Source organism: Rahnella bruchi (genome assembly GCF_003614975.1).
GTDB classification, from domain to species: domain Bacteria; phylum Pseudomonadota; class Gammaproteobacteria; order Enterobacterales; family Enterobacteriaceae; genus Rahnella; species Rahnella bruchi.
Genome location: NZ_QZWI01000002.1, coordinates 322,655 through 340,925 on the forward strand (window position 1 = coordinate 322,655; position 18,271 = coordinate 340,925).

Here is an 18,271-nt window from a genome sequence, read left to right on the forward strand (position 1 = left end):
TTACTCCGTTAAACCTTAGCCACTTGCACAAGGTTGGTATGAGAGGGGTTACCTTTCGCCAGCGGTGAAGGTCTTTGAGAAGTCAGTACGTTGATGCTGCCCGCACGGTCGATTTTTTTACTGTCAGGGGAATACCAGGCACCTTCGCCGAGCGCCACAACGCCAGGCATCATGCGCGGTGTCACTTTGGCAGCAATATGCACTTCGCCACGGTCATTGAAGATGCGGATCATGTCGCCGTTGGTAATGCCACGCTGCGCGGCATCCATCGGGTTGATCCACATTTCCTGCCGGCATGCGGCTTTAAGCACATCAACGTTGCCGTAAGTGGAGTGAGCGCGCGCCTTGTAGTGGAAACCGGTTAGCTGTAACGGATATTTACTGGCCAGCGGATCGTCATAGTTTTCGAAACCGGCGGCATAAACCGGTAACGGATCGATGACATCTTCTTTGGAAAGTTCCCATTCAGAGGCAATTTTGGCCAGTTCAGCGGAGTAGATTTCGATTTTGCCGGAAGGCGTGGTCAGCGGATTGGCAGCCGGATCTTCGCGGAACGCTTTGTAAGCGACGTGATGCTGTTCAGGGTCGCGTTTTTTGAACATGCCCTGTTTGCGGAAGGTGTCGAAATCCGGGAGTTCCGGCAACGCCTCACGGGATTGCTGATACAAATGACGTAACCACTCTTCCTGCGTTCGGCCTTCAGTGAACTGTTGTTCAACTCCCATGCGGCGGGACAGTTCGCTGGTCATCTCATAGATATTTTTGCACTGGAAGCGCGGCGTGATCGCCTGATCGGCAAAAATGATGTAATCCATGTTGCCGCATGACGCATCAAGGCAGAAATCCATCTGCTCAGAGGCGGTACAGTCTGGCAGGATGATGTCCGCATATTTCGCAGAAGAAGTCATGTGGTTATCAATCACCACAATCATCTCGCATTGCTGATCATCCTGAAGAATGTCATGAGTGCGGTTGATATCTGAATGCTGGTTGATCAGACAGTTACCGGCATAGTTCCAGATAAATTTGATCGGCACATCCAGTTTGGATTTTCCGCGCACGCCATCTTTGGTCGCCGTCATTTCCGGCCCGCGCACAATCGCGTCCGTCCACATGAACATGGAAATGCTGGTCTCAACCGGATTTTCCAGCGTTGGCATACGGACAAACGGGATTTCGTAGGAGCCTTCACGGGCACCGGAATTACCACCATGAACGCCGACGTTACCGGTCAAAATAGCCAGCATCGCAATCGCTCGTGTCGCAATTTCGCCGTTAGCATGACGCTGCGGACCCCAGCCCTGAGTGATAAATGCTGGTTTCGCCTGACCGATTTCACGCCCGAGCTTAATTATTTTTTCGATTGAGATCCCGGTGATTTTTGACGCCCATTCAGGTGTTTTCGCCACACCATCGGGGCCGGTACCGAGAATATAGGCTTTATAATGCGCATTCTGCGGAACGCCCGCCGGTAAGGTTTTTTCGTCATAGCCGACGCAATATTTGTCGAGGAACGGCTGATCGACCAGATTCTCGGTGATCATGACATGCGCTAACGCCGCAGCCAGTGCGCCATCCGTACCCGGACGGATCGGCACCCATTCGTCTTCACGACCGGCACCGGTATCGGTATAACGCGGATCAACAATGATCATACGGGCGTTCGAACGCTGACGAGCCTGTTCGAGGTAATAGGTCACACCGCCACCGCTCATGCGCGTTTCGCCCGGATTATTACCGAATAAAACCACCAGCTTGCTGTTTTCAATATCAGACGGGCTGTTGCCATCCGCCCAGCCACCGTAGGTATAATTCAGACCCGCAGCGATTTGCGCCGAACTGTAGTCACCATAATGATTAAGATAACCACCGCAGCAGTTCATCAGTCGGGCAATCAGCGTTTTGCCCGGCGGCCATGAACGTGTCATGGTGCCGCCCAGTGTGCCGGTGCCATAATTCAGATAAATGGCTTCATTACCATAACGATGGATAATGTCTTTCAGGCTGCCAGCCAGTGTATCAAAGGCTTCGTCCCAGCTGATTTGTTTGAATTTACCTTCGCCACGCTTACCAACACGTTTCATCGGATATTTCAAACGGTCCGGGTTATAAACACGGCGACGCATTGAACGCCCACGCAGACAGGCGCGAACCTGGTGCAATCCCTCATAATCGTCATCACCGGTGTTATCGGTTTCGACATAACGGATCTCGTTATCAACGACGTGCATTCGCAGCGGGCAACGGCTGCCGCAGTTTACGGTGCAGGCACTCCAGACGATTTTCTCATCCGTAGCCTGAGCCGGAGCCTGACGCGTTTCAGCGCGTATCGTTTTAAATGGCAGTGATATGCCCCCGACGGCAGCTGCCATACCGGCGAGCGTAGTTCCCTTAACCAGGTCACGGCGGCTTATCCCGCCGCCTGAACCCGTTTTCTTACTGTTTGAATCCGACATTGCTTACTCCGTAACGCCCTTATCTGAAGGACGAAAATTTAACAACCATGTCATTGAGCCTGGCTCTTGGTCCGTAGCTTCTTTAGACTTTTTCTATTTGAATCAAATTCGTATGCTGAGGATTGCCCTTCGCCAGCGGGGACGGACGTTGGGTCGTCAGGGTGTTCATACAAGCGCCATGGTCAACGCGATCACCACTCATATTGGCCTGATGCCATGCACCCTGCCCCATTGCCACCACGCCTGGCATAATGCGTGGCGTGACTTTCGCCGCCACACGCACTTCGCCACGGTCGTTAAACACCTTCACTTTGTCGCCGTTCTCAATGCCACGGGTTTTGGCATCCAGTGGATTGATCCACACTTCCTGACGACAGGCCGCCTGCAGGATGTCGATATTTCCGTAAGTTGAATGGGTGCGGGCTTTGTAATGGAAGCCGAACATCTGGAGCGGAAACTTGCTGCGTTTCGGGTCATCCCAACCTTCGAAAGTTGAGGCATAGACCGGCAGCGGGCTGATGGTTTCGTCTTTTTGCAGTTCCCATTCGCTGGCTATTTTCGCCAGTGCGGAAGAGTAAATTTCGATTTTTCCGGAAGGCGTTTTCAGCGGATTGGCGACCGGATCCTGGCGGAATTTTTTATACGCCACGAAATGCCCGTCCGGGTCTTTGCGTTTATAAATTCCCATTTCGCGCAATTCTTCATACGCAGGTAAAGCCGGGTCTTTCGCCAGCATTTTGTCGTAAAGATACTGCAACCATTGACGCTGACTGCGGCCTTCGGTGAATTTGTTATAAACATCCGGGCCAAGACGACGCGCCACTTCGCTCATCATCTCGTAAATGCCTTTGCGCTCGAATTTGGCAGAGGTCGCCGGCTGGATAAAAATCAGGTAACCCATATTCCCGGCGTAATCGTTGGGGATAATGTCTTCCTGTTCGACAGTCATGAGATCAGGCAGCAGGATATCGGCATATTTCGCCGATGAGGTCATGAAGTTTTCCAACACCACGATCATCTCGCACTGCGAATCATCCTGCAAAATGTCGTGGGTTTTATTGATATCGGAATGCTGGTTGGTAATGGTGTTACCGGCATAATTCCAGATGAACTTGATCGGCACATCGAGCTTGTCTTTACCGCGAACACCATCGGCTTTGGCCGTCATTTCCGGCCCGCGCGCAATGGCATCGGTCCAGCTGAAACAGGAAATCTGCGTTTCTATCGGGTTTTCCAGCACTGGCATGCGTTCGATGGTAATCGTGTACGTCGATTCACGCGCGCCGCTGTTGCCGCCATTAATACCGACGTTGCCGGTCAGAATTGGCAACATGGCGATGGCGCGTGAGGTCAGCTCACCATTGGCCTGACGTTGCGGGCCCCAGCCCTGAGAGATATAAGCGGGTTTTGTCTGTCCGATCTCCCGCGCCAGTTTAATGATGCGATCGACAGGAATACCGGTAATACGCGATGCCCACTCTGGCGTTTTGGCGGTGGCATCTTCGCCCAGACCGAGAATATACGCTTTGTAATGGCTATTGGCTGGCGCATCCGCTGGCAATGTTTTCTCGTCATAGCCCACGCAGCAGGCATCGAGGAAAGGCTGGTCAACCATATTCTCCGTGATCAGCACATGCGCAAGACCTGCGACCAATGCAGCGTCTGTTCCCGGCCGGATTGGGATCCATTCATCTTCACGGCCTGCGGCGGTATCAGTGTAACGCGGGTCGATCACGATCATACGGGCGTTAGAACGCTGGCGTGCCTGCTCGAGATAATAAGTGATCCCGCCGCCGCTCATACGCGTTTCAGCCGGGTTATTCCCGAAAAGAACGACCAGTTTGCTGTTTTCAATATCTGACGTGCTGTTACCGTCATTGCTGCCATAAGTGTATGGCATCGCACAGGAAATTTGCGCGGTACTGTAGGTACCGTAATGACTGAGGAAACCGCCATAACAGTTCATCAGTCGGGCAACCAGCGAGGCATAAGGAGAAGAACGGGTGATATTGCCGCCCACGACGCCGGAGGTGTAATTGATGTAAACGGCCTCATTGCCATATTTTGCGACAATGCGCTTCAGGTTATTGGCGATTTCATCAAATGCTTCTTCCCAGCTGATGCGTTTGAATTTACCTTCACCACGTTTGCCAACGCGTTTCATTGGGTAATTCAGACGCTCCGGATGGTTCATACGACGGCGGATTGAGCGGCCACGCAGACAGGCGCGAACCTGGTGATCGCCGTAGACATCATGTCCGGTGTTATCCGTTTCAACCCAATAAACTTCGTCATCACGCACATGCAAACGCAGTGCGCAGCGGCTGCCGCAGTTGACCGAGCAGGCGCCCCAGACCACTTTGTCTTCCGGTGTCAGGTTTTTCGCATCCCCCACAGCCTGTGCCAGTGCTTTACGGCTAAAAGGCAGCGATACACCGCCAGCAGCAATGGCCAGCCCTGCCAGGGTTGATGTTTTCATCAGCGTCCGGCGGCTGATACCACTTTTTATCGTGATGACTTCTGGTTCTGTTTCCGACATTTTCCCGCTCCGGTCATGAAGTAGTTACCCACTCAGAATGCAGGGATACTACTAATAAGGAGGTAGGAAACTTTGTCTGCTATCAAAAAAGGAGGGGTTGAGTGGAGGCAATTGAGGAATTCTTAACGCAACGCACGATTTTATACATAAAAAAAGCGCCCGCAGGCGCTTTTTCGTTATATTACTTTATATATAGCGGGATTAGCCGATATATTCTAAACCACCCATATATGGACGTAATACTTCCGGCACTTCAATACGTCCGTCAGCTTGCTGGTAGTTTTCCAGCACAGCCACCAGAGTACGACCTACTGCCAGACCAGAACCGTTCAGGGTATGAACCAGACGCGGTTTTTTGTCTGTTTTGCTACGGCAACGCGCTTGCATACGACGAGCCTGGAAATCGCCCATGTTTGAACATGAGGAAATCTCGCGGTAAGTATCCTGCGCTGGCAGCCAGACTTCCAGATCGTAGGTTTTGCATGAGCCAAAGCCCATGTCACCAGTACAAAGCAGAACTTTGCGGTATGGTAGATTCAGCAACTGAAGCACTTTTTCAGCATGACCGGTCAGTTCTTCCAGCGCATCCATCGATTCTTCCGGACGAACGATTTGAACCATCTCGACCTTGTCGAACTGATGCATACGGATCAGACCACGTGTATCACGGCCATAAGAACCCGCTTCTGAACGGAAGCAAGGTGTATGCGCCGTCATTTTCAGTGGCAGAGATTCTTCTTCAAGAATTTCGTCACGGACCAGGTTGGTCAGCGGTACTTCTGCCGTCGGGATCAGCGCATAGTTGCTGCTGCCCGCTTCTTCATCAAGCGGTTTGGTATGGAACAGATCTTCGCCAAACTTCGGCAACTGACCGGTACCGTACAGCGTTTCCTGGTTGACCAGATACGGAACGTAAGTTTCCAGATAGCCGTGCTTTTCTGTGTGCAAGTCCAGCATGAACTGGGACAGCGCGCGATGCATACGAGCGATTTGCCCTTTCATCACCACAAAACGCGCACCAGTCAATTTAACGGCTGCGGCAAAATCAAGACCACCGGCCATTTCGCCCAGTGATACGTGATCACGCACAGTGAAATCATACTGGCGCGGCGTGCCCCAACGGCTTACTTCCTGATTGTCGTTTTCGTCTTTACCGGCAGGTACGGAATCATCAGGCAGGTTCGGAATTGCAGAAGCGATATCACGGATATCATTTTGCAATGCTTCCAGTTCAGCCTTCGCGGCATCCAGCTTCTCACCCAGCGTATTCACTTCCAGACGCAGGGGTTCGATGTCTTCGCCACGGGCTTTTGCCTGACCGATTGATTTCGATCGTGCATTACGTTCAGCCTGGAGAGTTTCCGTTTCTACCTGCAAGACTTTGCGGCGTTCTTCCTGAGAACGCAGCGTTTCCACATCGAGTTTAAAACCTCTGCGAGCGAGTTTTTCTGCAACTGCGTCTAGCTCATTACGCAGCATATTGGGATCGAGCATGCTAATCCTGTACGTGTCATTATTGAATGTTATTTTGACGATGCACGCTGACTGAAACGGCAGCGTGTCAAAGAGTTATCACGGGTAACCTTACCGCAACGATAAAGTTAGCGGTAGCGTTTTGTCGGGCTATTTTGATCTTGTTCTACAAGCCAGGCCAGCTTTTCGCCGATCTTACCTTCAAGCCCGCGTGACGTCGGGTAATAATACTGCTTACCGGCCATTTCTGGTGGGAAATAGTCTTCGCCCGCCGCGTAGGCATTAGGTTCGTCATGCGCGTAACGGTACTCTGCACCCAGCCCCATTTCTTTCATCAATTTGGTCGGTGCATTGCGCAGATGTTCCGGCACATCATAATCCGCCATTTCCCGCGCATCGCGCATGGCCGATTTGAACGCGGTATATACCGCATTACTTTTCGGCGCACACGCCAGATACACAATCGCCTGAGCTATGGCGCGCTCACCTTCTGCCGGACCGACACGGGTAAAACAATCCCAGGCAGCAAGCGCCACCTGCATGCCACGCGGATCTGCATTGCCGACATCTTCTGAAGCAATGGCCAGCAAACGGCGGGCAACATAAAGGGGATCGCCACCGGCGGTGATAATTCTGGCGTACCAGTAAAGTGCGGCATCTGGCGATGAACCACGTACCGATTTATGCAGCGCAGAGATTAAATCGTAAAAACGGTCGCCTTTATTATCGAAACGCGCACTGCGTTCACCGGCAATTTCCGTCAGTAATTCAGGGGTTAATGTCCGGTAACCTTTGGCGTCGATTTCGGCCATATCGGCCATCATTTCAATACTGTTAAGTGCACGGCGCGCGTCACCGTTCACCAGCTCTGACAGCATGCGGCGGGTTTCCGGTGGAACACGAATTTTTTCATTGGCATAACCGCGCTCGGCGTTGGTCAGTGCCTGATCAATTACTTTCTCAATATCTTCAGCTGTGAGTGATTTCAGCAGGTAAACACGGGCGCGGGAAAGCAATGCAGAATTGAGTTCAAACGAAGGGTTTTCAGTCGTCGCACCGATGAACGTAATGGTGCCGTCTTCGATATGCGGCAGGAAAGCGTCCTGCTGACTTTTGTTGAAGCGATGGACTTCGTCGACGAACAGAATTGTACGACGCCCGGCATCACGATTCTGACGGGCACGTTCAATCGCTTCACGAATATCTTTCACGCCTGATGTGACCGCCGAAATACGCTCAACATCGGCGTTAGCGTAGCGGCCAATCAGTTCTGCCAGCGTCGTTTTCCCGGTGCCCGGCGGCCCCCACAAAATCATCGAATGCAACTGTCCTGCTTCAATCGCCCGCGGCAATGGTTTGCCCGGCGCTAACAGATGCTGCTGACCGATATATTCTGCAAGGGTAACTGGCCGCATTCTGGCGGCCAGTGGCTGGAATTCGTTTTGGGAAAAATCGAGTGACAGATTACTCAAACTAACCTCACTGACGCTGGTCATCCACCGTCACACCCTTCGGTGGAGTAAATTTAAATTTAGCATCATCCACAGCCGCGTTTTGCTCACCTTTCAGGGTGTAAGCACTTTTCTGGCCGTCCTGCTCAACCGCAGTAAAGCTTTTGATGGTGCCGGTCGGCGTGACTGTGATCGCGAATTGTTTCAGATTACCGGTCGCGGCTTTCGGCGTTAATTCAAAATCATCGCCTTTCTGTTTCACGTTATATTTGGCCCAGTCACTGCTGTCGTTACGGGTGATCAGCATGAAAGGCGTATTGCCGGTCGCGTTTTTCAGCCAGGTCGCGGTGACCTGCTCAACGAACGGGTTGTAGAACCACAGGGTTTTGCCATCGGAGACCAAAATGCTTTCATCCGGCGTCGTCATATGCCAGTTAAACAGGTTTGGGCGTTTTACCCACAGCTGACCTTCGCCCTGCTGAACGGCAGCACCGTCATCGCTGGTGACAGTCTGAGTGAAGCTGGCGTGGAAAGTATTGAGTTTACCCAGACGGGATTTGAGATCACTGCTGGCGTCCGCTAATACGGAAGCGGAGGTAAATGCGGTCAGTAAACACCCTACCATTAACAATTTTTTCATTCTTATACTTACCTCAGAAATCCATAAACTTCAGACGATGCCTTTTACACAGGCAAAAGACGTATGGTGCGAACTCTATCCGAGGCGACGCTCAGAAGGTAGCTCAATCATCTGAAAAATCGATGTTTTACGCATCTTTGCATAAGGGTCGCTTTCGCGACCCTTCTTAACAATATACGGGCAGTTCAGTACTGATTTATTCGTGCGAAGGGGGCGCCAGTACTTCACGGTTGCCGTTATGGCCCGGCGTACTCACAATCCCCTGCGCTTCCATTTGCTCAACGATTCGCGCCGCACGGTTGTAACCGATACGGAACTGACGCTGAACGCCTGAAATCGATGCACGACGTTTGTCGACCACGAACGCGACGGCCTGATCAAACAGTGCATCAAGCTCTTCATCGCCGTCCAGACCTAAACCGCCACCTTCACCGTCATCACCACCGGAAACAATACTTTCGATGTACTTCGGACGACCGCGTGCTTTCCAGTCCTGAACTACCGCATGCACTTCCTGGTCACGAACAAACGCACCATGGACACGCACAGGAATTGAGGAGTTCGGCGCCATGTACAACATGTCACCCATCCCCAGCAGCGATTCAGCACCACCTTGATCCAGAATGGTACGGGAGTCGATTTTACTCGAAACCGTAAAGGCAATACGGGTCGGGATGTTAGCTTTAATCAGACCAGTAATGACGTCGACTGAAGGACGCTGCGTTGCCAGAACCAGGTGAATACCGGCCGCACGTGCCTTTTGAGCCAGACGCGCGATCAGTTCTTCAACTTTTTTACCGACGGTCATCATCAGGTCGGCAAACTCATCGACCATCACCACGATAAAGGGTTCTTTTTGCAGATACGGCGGCTCTGCGGCCATGCCGTCGCCCGGCTTCCAGAATGGATCAGGGATTGGACGTCCCATCGCTTCCGCTTCCAGAATTCGTTCGTTATAGCCCGCCAGATTACGCACGCCCAACGCTGACATGAGTTTATAGCGACGTTCCATCTCGCCGACACACCAGCGCAGCGCATTCGCCGCGTCTTTCATGTCAGTGACGACTTCAGTCAGCAAATGCGGGATGCCTTCATACACGGAAAGTTCGAGCATTTTCGGGTCGATCATGATGAAACGCACATCTTCCGGCTTGGACTTGTAAAGCATACTCAGGATCATGGCGTTGACGCCGACGGACTTACCGGAACCGGTTGTACCCGCTACCAGCAAGTGAGGCATTTTTGCCAAATCGGCGATAACCGGCTCACCTGAAATATCTTTACCCAGCACAATCGTCAGCGGAGATGTACTTTCTTTGAATTTCGCACAGTCCAGCACTTCACGCAGATACACCGTCTGACGCTTCTTGTTTGGCAATTCCAGACCGACATAAGGCTTGCCTGGAATAACTTCCACAACACGTACAGCAACAGCTGACAGTGAACGTGCAAGGTCACGCGAAAGGTTAGAAATACGCGCGGCTTTAACGCCCGGCGCCAGATCCAGTTCGAAACGAGTAATGACCGGACCGGGCAGCTTTCCGACGACATCCGCTTTAATACGGTAATCGTTCAGGCGGGCTTCAATCAGGTTACCCATCTGCTCCAGTGCGAACTCATCCACAGGCTCAGCTTCAGCCGGAGGTGAGGTCAGCAAATCCAGCGACGGCAGCGGCGTGGTCGGTTTGACCAGCGGCTGTTCATTACGCATCAGGAACGGGTGGATCAGGCTTTCCATATCAGGCTGCGCCGATGGCGATGACTGACGAGGTGCTTCATATTCCTGTGCATGTTGCACCGGCTCAGAGGCCACAGCGCGCTGATAAGGTTGCTGTGCAAATGCCGCAGGCTGCGGTTCTTCTTCCGCCTGGGCAGGCAGAGTGAACAGAGGCTCTGAAGGCGTATCGTCCACCAAATCAGCCATTGGCGAGAAGCTGAACGCATCGTGCTGACTGAGTTTCATCGCGGCAGCAGCAAAATCATCGGCAGCAGAATGGGAAATTTCTTCGTGATTTTCCTGCGAATGATGATGCTGAACCAGACCACTCTGTGGTTCAACCTCTTGCTGATAACGCACCTGCTCGCGGGCAGCGAACGCATTGCGTAATTCAGCTTCCTGCAAAGCAGCTTCTGCATCCGGCTCATTTTCGGTCGCTGCATCGCCGTAACGTTCTTGCTGCTGAGCGGCAAACGCCTGCTGCAATGCGGCTTCCTGCATAGCTTCTTCGTCGGCCTGAGCCAGAGGATCGTTATGCCAGGTTTCCTGTCCGGTATTTTGCTGTGCCGTTGACTGCGCATTTTCCTGCTGTTCAGCCATACGCTGAGACGGCAGTTTAATGCCATACGACGCCAGTTCGCGACGCGTTGGAATACGCACCGGATTTGGCCGCGGCAATTCAGGCCCAAAGCCTTTTTTCACCTGCGGATTTTCATCACTCACCGCGCTGAAAGCAGGCATAAAGGTATTGGCCGCAGAAGATGTCGCGGATTGCCCTGCCTGAGCCAGACCGGTAGCAAGTGCGGCCGTAGCGGCGACGCTGGCGGCCTGCGCCGCGTCAGGGACCGGCGAGCTGAAATCAAACGGTGAACGACTAGGTTCGACCGCAGTTTGCCAGTTCCCGAGACTTGGACCATCTTCCTGGTTACGCTCAACCGGCACCGGAGAAGGCGATTGCTGCACTGGCTGCGGATGGCGCGGTACCGGCGTTTCTTCCGGAATTTCGAAGTTGTAGAGCGGCGGCGCAGTTGAAACCGGCGTGGACGGATAAGGTGAAATCTCAGCAACCGGCGGTTGTGCCGCGTAAGGAACTGCCGCTGGCGCCGGGCTCACGACCGCAGCCGGTTCAGCGGCTGGTGCTGCCATTTCAGAGGTCGCAGCAGAAACAGGGGCTGAAGGCACCTGTGCCACCGGTTGCTCATTCACCGAAGGCGCAGAGAACAGCACGTCCTCGTCGTCTGTTTCAGCAGCCACTGCACCAGCTGGAATCGCTGCTGTTGCCGCGGCACCAGAGACAGCCGGAGCCACTTTAGCCACCGGTTTCGCTTCGTCGTCTTCCAGTAACGGATCGTCCTGCTCGTCGTACTCATAATCATCGTCACGACGAGAGCGGTTGGTCACGATATTGGTAATACCGAGCACGGCACCGCCAATTTTCTCGGCAATTGTCAGCCATGACCAGCCGGTAAATAATGTCAGTCCGGCCGCCCATACGCATAACAGCACCAGCGTTGCACCGACATTGTTAAAATACGGCGTCATTGCTGTACTCAACAAACTGCCGATCACACCGCCTGAAGCAAAGTAGTAAAGGTCATCAATGTTGACTGACGCCAGACCACAAGACGTGACGATGAGCGCCAGCGTCCCGATAAGGCGCAGCGAAAGGGCAAAATAATCGACGAAATCCTGATTGTCTCGCTGACGAAAAGCCGCCCAGCAAAGACACAGAATAATAGGTGGAATAGCGTAACCAAATACGCCAAAAATGAAGAACAGCGTGTCGGCCATCCAGGCACCCACACCACCGCCCCAGTTGTGAATTGGCCCATGCCATGCGGTCTGAGACCAGCTTGGATCAGAGGGGTTAAAACTCACTAATGCCGCCATCAAATAAGCAGCAAAAACCGCTACCACCACCAGCAAAGCCTCCAGAAGACGGCGACTATTGCTCAGCTTTTTAAGGGTAACTTCTTTATCTTCTGTGTATTCCTGGCTCAAGAAAGGCTCTCCAGGTTCCTGTGAACTGAGAAAAAGCAACAGCGCCGAGAGTCCCCGGCGCCATAGCTGTATAGATACACAGGAGTGTAGCTAAAATTACAAGGTTTTGCACCTGAACAATTACCGGGTTTTGATGACCAGGCGATTTGTCTGTTTTACTTCTTCCATGACCACATAGGTACGGGTGTCGTTAACACCTGGAAGACGAAGTAAAGTCTCACCTAACAGCTTACGGTAGGCGGACATATCAGGTACGCGGGTTTTCAACAAGTAGTCGAAGTCCCCTGAAACCAAGTGACACTCCTGAATATCTTCGAGTTTTTGCACTGCCGCGTTAAATTGCTCAAACACATCCGGCGCGCCACGGTTGAGGGTAATCTCAACAAACACCAGCAACGAGGCATCCAGATAATGCGGGTTAAGCAATGCGGTATAACCATTGATGAAGCCCTGACGTTCCAGACGACGAACGCGCTCCAGACATGGAGTTGGAGATAATCCCACACGTTTGGAAAGCTCGACGTTTGAAATCCGGCCATCCTTTTGCAATTCGTTGAGGATGTTACGGTCAATACGGTCGAGATCTTTTCCCGGACGCTTTTTGTTGTCTACCATTATTATTGTCTCTCTGCTGTCCTTCCCTGCACCTGCCATACCCCAGCCAACTTCAATGTCTAAGGGTTGTCCCAAGCGAAGACCCGATTATTAAGGTTTACGCATCCAAAAGCCGCGTTGATCCCCTGTCAAAAGGAACACGACCCAAAAACGGATACTCAAAAGAAATAACCCTGTGAAATTAATAGATTGCATACAGCCAACCTGATCCACTAAACCCTGCCGCAACAAAAACGCAAAAAAGCAACACCAGAACGGGTCCGGTAGCAGCCAATTGCATAAATTCAAGTCGCTGACAGGCAGTTAATTTCTTCTTCCCCTGATGTTTTCGCAAATGCACAGCGGATTGTCAAAGTAAAAGAAGCAAAATCAGAAGAACGTGCCAACCTGAAAAGCTGATACCCCCTTTTTAGCTGTCTTTTCTCTTTGGACAATAACAACTCAGTGCGCGAAATATTTCAGTCAAAACCCCACAACCTGCCGTGAAATGTGACTAAAAGACCGCACTCTGTTAAACAACTTCCACAGCGGATAATTTTCCCACTGTGGTTTTTTCACTCTGTTCATCAAACAGTTAAGTATCTGATAATCAGGGACGGAAACCTTTTTACCCGTCTTTCACTGTAAAAACTATCAGACAAATCGTTAACAACATCTGAGTTTGCTTTTTTTACTGCGCCGTTTTCCCTACAATCGGTCTATCGCTTGTCGCTACCGCGGAGATGAATTACGCATGAGTACGGTTAAACACAGTAAATTATTGATTTTAGGTTCTGGTCCGGCGGGTTATACCGCAGCAGTTTATGCAGCACGCGCCAACCTCAATCCGGTTTTGATTACCGGTGTGGAAAAAGGCGGTCAGCTGACCACAACCACCGAAGTCGAAAACTGGCCGGGCGATCCTGAAGGACTGACCGGTCCGGCACTGATGGAACGTATGCATGAACATGCGACCAAATTTAATACCGAGATTATTTTCGACCATATCAACAAGGTCGATTTGCAGAACCGTCCGTTCCGCCTCACCGGCGACAGCGGCGAATACACCTGTGACGCACTGATTATTGCCACCGGCGCATCCGCACGTTATATCGGTCTGCCTTCTGAAGAAGCATTTAAAGGTCGCGGCGTTTCAGCCTGCGCTACCTGCGACGGTTTCTTCTACCGTAACCAGAAAGTCGCGGTCGTTGGCGGCGGGAATACCGCAGTTGAAGAAGCGCTTTATCTGGCAAACATTGCCTCTGAAGTGCATCTGATCCACCGTCGCGACAGTTTCCGGGCAGAAAAAATCCTGGTAGACCGCCTGAATGATAAAGTGGCCAGCGGCAATATTGTGCTGCATACCCATAAAACCCTGAATGAAGTGGTCGGCGATCAGATGGGTGTGACCGGCGCGAGCCTGCTGGATGTTCGTACTGACGAGAAATCTCAGGTGGATGTTGCTGGTGTGTTCATCGCTATCGGTCATAGCCCGAACACCGGCATTTTCGACGGTCAGCTTGAACTGAAAGACGGCTACATCAAAGTGCAGTCCGGTTCCCATGGCAATGCGACACAAACCAGCATTCCGGGCGTCTTCGCTGCGGGCGATGTTATGGACCATATCTACCGTCAGGCGATCACTTCTGCCGGAACCGGTTGTATGGCCGCGCTGGATGCCGAGCGCTATCTGGACGGTTTATCGCAAGCTCCGGATTTATAATTACTCCTGCGGGTAGTTACCGGACGAAGAGTCCATACAAAGAGTAACGATTAAGGCGGCTTAAATGCCGCCTTATTATTTTCAGTTTGTGGTCTGAGCATGTAACATGAGCGCCCTCCCATCCGGATTGCTGCACAAACTGATGCCTGATGAATAAAACACGACAACAAGAACTTACCCGCTGGTTAAAACAACAAAGCTCTCGCGCTAAAGGCTGGATCCGTCTGTCTATGATGCTGGGTCTCCTTTCTGGTTTACTGATCCTCGCACAGGCCTGGCTGATGGCCGGATTACTGCACAGCCTGATCATTGAACATACTTCGCGTGATGCTCTGCTGCAAAGCTTCCTGTTAATGGCACTGACATTCGTGCTGCGTGCTGTCGTCACCTGGCTACGTGAACAGATTGGCTTTATTTGCGGACGCGTTATCCGTCAGGAAATGCGCAAACTGGTGCTGGATCGTCTGGAGAAACTGGGACCTGCGTGGATCCAGGGTAAACCGGCGGGCAGCTGGGCCAGCATTATTCTTGAGCAAATCGAAGATATGCAGGATTACTATTCCCGCTATCTGCCACAAATCGCCCTTGCCGGTATTATTCCTCTGTTGATCCTGGTCAGCGTCTTCCCGATTAACTGGGCCGCCGGACTGATTCTGCTGGTTACCGCACCGCTTATTCCGCTGTTCATGGCCCTGGTGGGCATGGGTGCAGCAGATGCTAACCGTCGTAACTTTGTGGCGCTGGCACGTCTGAGCGGGAATTTCCTCGACAGTCTGCGCGGTCTGGATACGCTTCGCTTGTTCCATCGCGGTACGGCGGAAATTAACCAAATTAAACGCTCAACGGAACATTTTCGTGCGCGCACGATGGACGTCCTGCGGCTGGCCTTTTTATCTTCTGCGGTACTTGAATTTTTCGCCTCTATCTCCATCGCCGTTGTCGCGGTTTACTTTGGTTTTTCCTATCTCGGCGAACTCAATTTCGGCAGCTATGGCACGCCGGTAACCCTGTTTGCCGGTTTTCTGGTGCTAATACTGGCTCCTGAGTTTTTCCAGCCTCTGCGTGATCTGGGCGCGTTTTATCACGCCAAAGCGCAGGCCGTCGGCGCAGCTGAAAGTCTGGTGACGTTCCTGAGCGCCGAAAGTACAGAAATGGGTGACGGTGACCAGGATTTCCCGGCAGGCAAAGCTGTCAGTCTTGAAGCCCGCGATCTGGTCATTCAGTCGCCACAAGGCAAAACGCTGGCAGGCCCGCTGACCTTCAGCATTCCGGCAGGACAACGTATCGCCATCGTTGGCCTGAGCGGTGCGGGTAAAAGCTCACTGCTGAATGCCCTGCTCGGTTTCCTGCCTTATCAGGGCTCCGTTACCGTCAGCGGGAAAGAACTGAAATCCTTACGCAACGATCAATGGCGTCAGCAACTGAGCTGGGTCGGCCAGAATCCACATCTTCCTGAACAGACCTTACGCACCAACATATTGCTTAATCAGCCGGATGTCAGCGATGAGCAGCTTCAGTCTGCTCTTGAGCGGGCATATGTGAATGAATTTCTGCCACTGCTGCCGCTGGGACTGGAAACTGAACTGGGTGACGGCGCTGCGCGGTTATCTATCGGACAGGCGCAGCGTGTAGCCGTAGCCCGCGCCCTGCTCTCACCATGCAGTTTATTACTGCTCGATGAACCGACCGCCAGCCTCGATGCACACAGCGAAAAGCGAGTGATGAGTGCGCTGAGCGACGCCTCTGAAGCGCAAACCTCCCTGCTGGTGACGCATCAGCTGGAAGATACACGAGATTACGACGAAATCTGGGTGATGGATAAAGGTCTGATCGCCGAGCGCGGAACCTTCGCCGAACTGGTGGCTCAGAATGGCCTCTTCGCCAGCCTGCTTTCTCAGCGGAATAAGGAGCTGTAATCATGAAAATTCTTCTGCCTTATCTCGCGCTGTATCGTCGTCACTGGTTCCGCCTGTCCCTCGGGGTCATTCTGGCTATCGTCACTTTACTGGCCAGCATCGGCCTGCTGACACTTTCCGGCTGGTTCCTGGCGGCTTCTGCCGTTGCGGGTGTCGCCGGTTTATACAGTTTCAACTACATGCTTCCCGCGGCCGGTGTGCGGGGAGCCGCGATATTTCGTACCGCTGGCCGTTACGCTGAGCGTCTGGTCAGTCACGACGCCACATTCCGCGTGCTGGCGCACTTGCGCGTATTCACTTTCACCAAAATCATGCCCCTGTCGCCGGGTGGCATTGCGCGTTTCCGTCAGGCCGACTTGCTCAACCGCCTGGTTGCCGATGTCGATACGCTGGACCACCTGTATCTGCGGGTGATTTCTCCGCTGGTGAGTGCACTGGTAGTGATCCTGCTTGTGACGTATGGCTTGAGTTTCCTTGATATGAAACTGGCGCTGACGCTCGGTGCAATCATGCTGGCACTGATGTTACTTCTGCCGGTGATTTTCTACAGTGCGGGTAAACCGGCTGGCCGGGAACTGACGGCACTGCGCAGTGATTACCGTCTGCAACTGACGTCCTGGCTTCAGGGTCAGTCTGAACTGGTGGTGTTCGGCGCCCAGTCGAGGTTCCGCCAGCAACTGGATGATATCGAACGGCGCTGGATGTTGCGCCAGCAGCAGCAGGCAAAACTCACCGGTTTGTCGCAGGCGATGGTGATTGCCGCAGCCGGTCTGACCGTTACGCTCATGCTGTGGCTCGCCGCTGGCGGGATCGGTAACATTGCACAGCCCGGTGCGCTGATGGCTTTGTTCGTGTTTACTCCGCTGGCCGCCTTCGAAGCGCTGGGCCCGGTCGCTGCCGCATTCCAGCATCTGGGACAAGTCATCGCGTCTGCTCAGCGCGTCAGTCAGATTATCGACCAGCCCGCCGATGTGACTTTCCCGGCGCAAGGTCCGGCTGGCGGTGAACACATCAGTCTGTCGCTGCAAAATGTGGATTTCACCTATCCGGGGCAGCCGTTGCCGGTGCTGAAAAATATCACGCTGGATGTGCGTGCCGGGGAACATATCGCCCTGCTCGGCCAGACAGGTTGTGGTAAATCTACCCTGTTGCAATTATTGACCCGCGGCTGGGATATCCGCAGCGGCACGCTGGGAATCAATGGCCAGGCGATTGGCAATTACGACGAAGCGACTCTGCGTAAGATGATCACCGTCGTCAGCCAGCGCGCGCACGTCTTTAATACCACGCTGCGGGAAAACCTGCGCATGGCCGCGCCGCAAAGCACCGATGAGCAAATCGCGAATGCACTGAAACAAGTGGATTTACATGTGCTGCTGGAAAATGAAGGCCTGAACGCCTGGCTGGGTGAAGGCGGGCGTCAGCTTTCCGGTGGCGAACAGCGCCGTATCGGGCTGGCGCGTGCTTTGCTGCATGACGCTCCGCTGTGGCTGCTTGACGAACCGACAGAAGGGCTGGATGCCGAAACGGAACAACATATTTTGGCACTGCTACACAAGCATTGTCAGAATAAGACGCTACTCTTAGTGACGCACCGTCTGCACGGTCTGGAAACTTTCGACAGGATTTGCGTCATGGAGGAAGGTCAGATTGTTGAGCAAGGTGATCATCCGACGTTAATTGCTGCACAGGGCCGGTACGCGCGGTTTTTGTCTCGCACCTGACGTCGTAGTTGCCCGTTTAGCGGCGGCCCGTGAGCCG

The 18,271-nt window shown here is 52.9% G+C and carries 10 protein-coding genes; 3 read left to right on the forward strand and 7 right to left on the reverse strand.

Annotated elements, in window-relative coordinates; translation table 11 throughout:
- Nucleotides 1-8 precede the first annotated feature (8 nt).
- The 7 genes from dmsA to lrp form a co-directional block, all read right to left on the reverse strand.
- On the reverse strand, nt 9-2,456 hold the full coding sequence (dmsA, locus tag D5398_RS06915; protein WP_120506940.1) for a dimethylsulfoxide reductase subunit A: 2,448 nt from the start codon (nt 2,454-2,456) through the stop codon (nt 9-11).
- Between the two features lie 82 nt (nt 2,457-2,538).
- Nucleotides 2,539-4,995, reverse strand: a complete 2,457-nt coding sequence (gene ynfE, locus D5398_RS06920; protein ID WP_120506941.1) for a selenate/tellurate reductase subunit YnfE — start codon at nt 4,993-4,995, stop codon at nt 2,539-2,541.
- Between the two features lie 201 nt (nt 4,996-5,196).
- Nucleotides 5,197-6,489, reverse strand: coding sequence for a serine--tRNA ligase (gene serS, locus D5398_RS06925; RefSeq protein WP_120506942.1), 1,293 nt, complete (start codon nt 6,487-6,489; stop codon nt 5,197-5,199).
- A gap of 107 nt (nt 6,490-6,596) precedes the next feature.
- On the reverse strand, nt 6,597-7,940 hold the full coding sequence (locus D5398_RS06930; RefSeq protein ID WP_120507009.1) for a replication-associated recombination protein A: 1,344 nt from the start codon (nt 7,938-7,940) through the stop codon (nt 6,597-6,599).
- Nucleotides 7,941-7,947: 7 nt separating this feature from the next.
- The gene (gene lolA / locus D5398_RS06935) at nt 7,948-8,559 is read right to left on the reverse strand and encodes an outer membrane lipoprotein periplasmic chaperone LolA (RefSeq protein ID WP_120131436.1); all 612 of its coding nucleotides are present in this window, start codon (nt 8,557-8,559) and stop codon (nt 7,948-7,950) included.
- A 196-nt stretch (nt 8,560-8,755) separates the two neighbouring features.
- Complete coding sequence (locus D5398_RS06940; protein ID WP_120506943.1) at nt 8,756-12,277, reverse strand: DNA translocase FtsK 4TM domain-containing protein; 3,522 nt, start codon at nt 12,275-12,277, stop codon at nt 8,756-8,758.
- A 120-nt stretch (nt 12,278-12,397) separates the two neighbouring features.
- Nucleotides 12,398-12,892 (reverse strand): leucine-responsive transcriptional regulator Lrp, encoded by a 495-nt coding sequence (gene lrp / locus D5398_RS06945; protein ID WP_013574775.1) that lies wholly within the window; start codon nt 12,890-12,892, stop codon nt 12,398-12,400.
- 733 nt (nt 12,893-13,625) lie between these two features.
- Here lrp and trxB point away from each other — a divergent pair.
- From trxB to cydC, 3 genes are all read left to right on the forward strand, one after another.
- A complete protein-coding gene (gene trxB / locus D5398_RS06950) occupies nt 13,626-14,594 on the forward strand; it encodes a thioredoxin-disulfide reductase (protein WP_120506944.1) in 969 nt (322 codons plus the stop codon).
- A gap of 149 nt (nt 14,595-14,743) precedes the next feature.
- Nucleotides 14,744-16,510, forward strand: a complete 1,767-nt coding sequence (gene cydD, locus D5398_RS06955; RefSeq protein WP_120506945.1) for a heme ABC transporter permease/ATP-binding protein CydD — start codon at nt 14,744-14,746, stop codon at nt 16,508-16,510.
- A gap of 2 nt (nt 16,511-16,512) precedes the next feature.
- Nucleotides 16,513-18,234, forward strand: a complete 1,722-nt coding sequence (gene cydC / locus D5398_RS06960; RefSeq protein WP_120506946.1) for a heme ABC transporter ATP-binding protein/permease CydC — start codon at nt 16,513-16,515, stop codon at nt 18,232-18,234.
- Nucleotides 18,235-18,271: the final 37 nt, after the last annotated feature.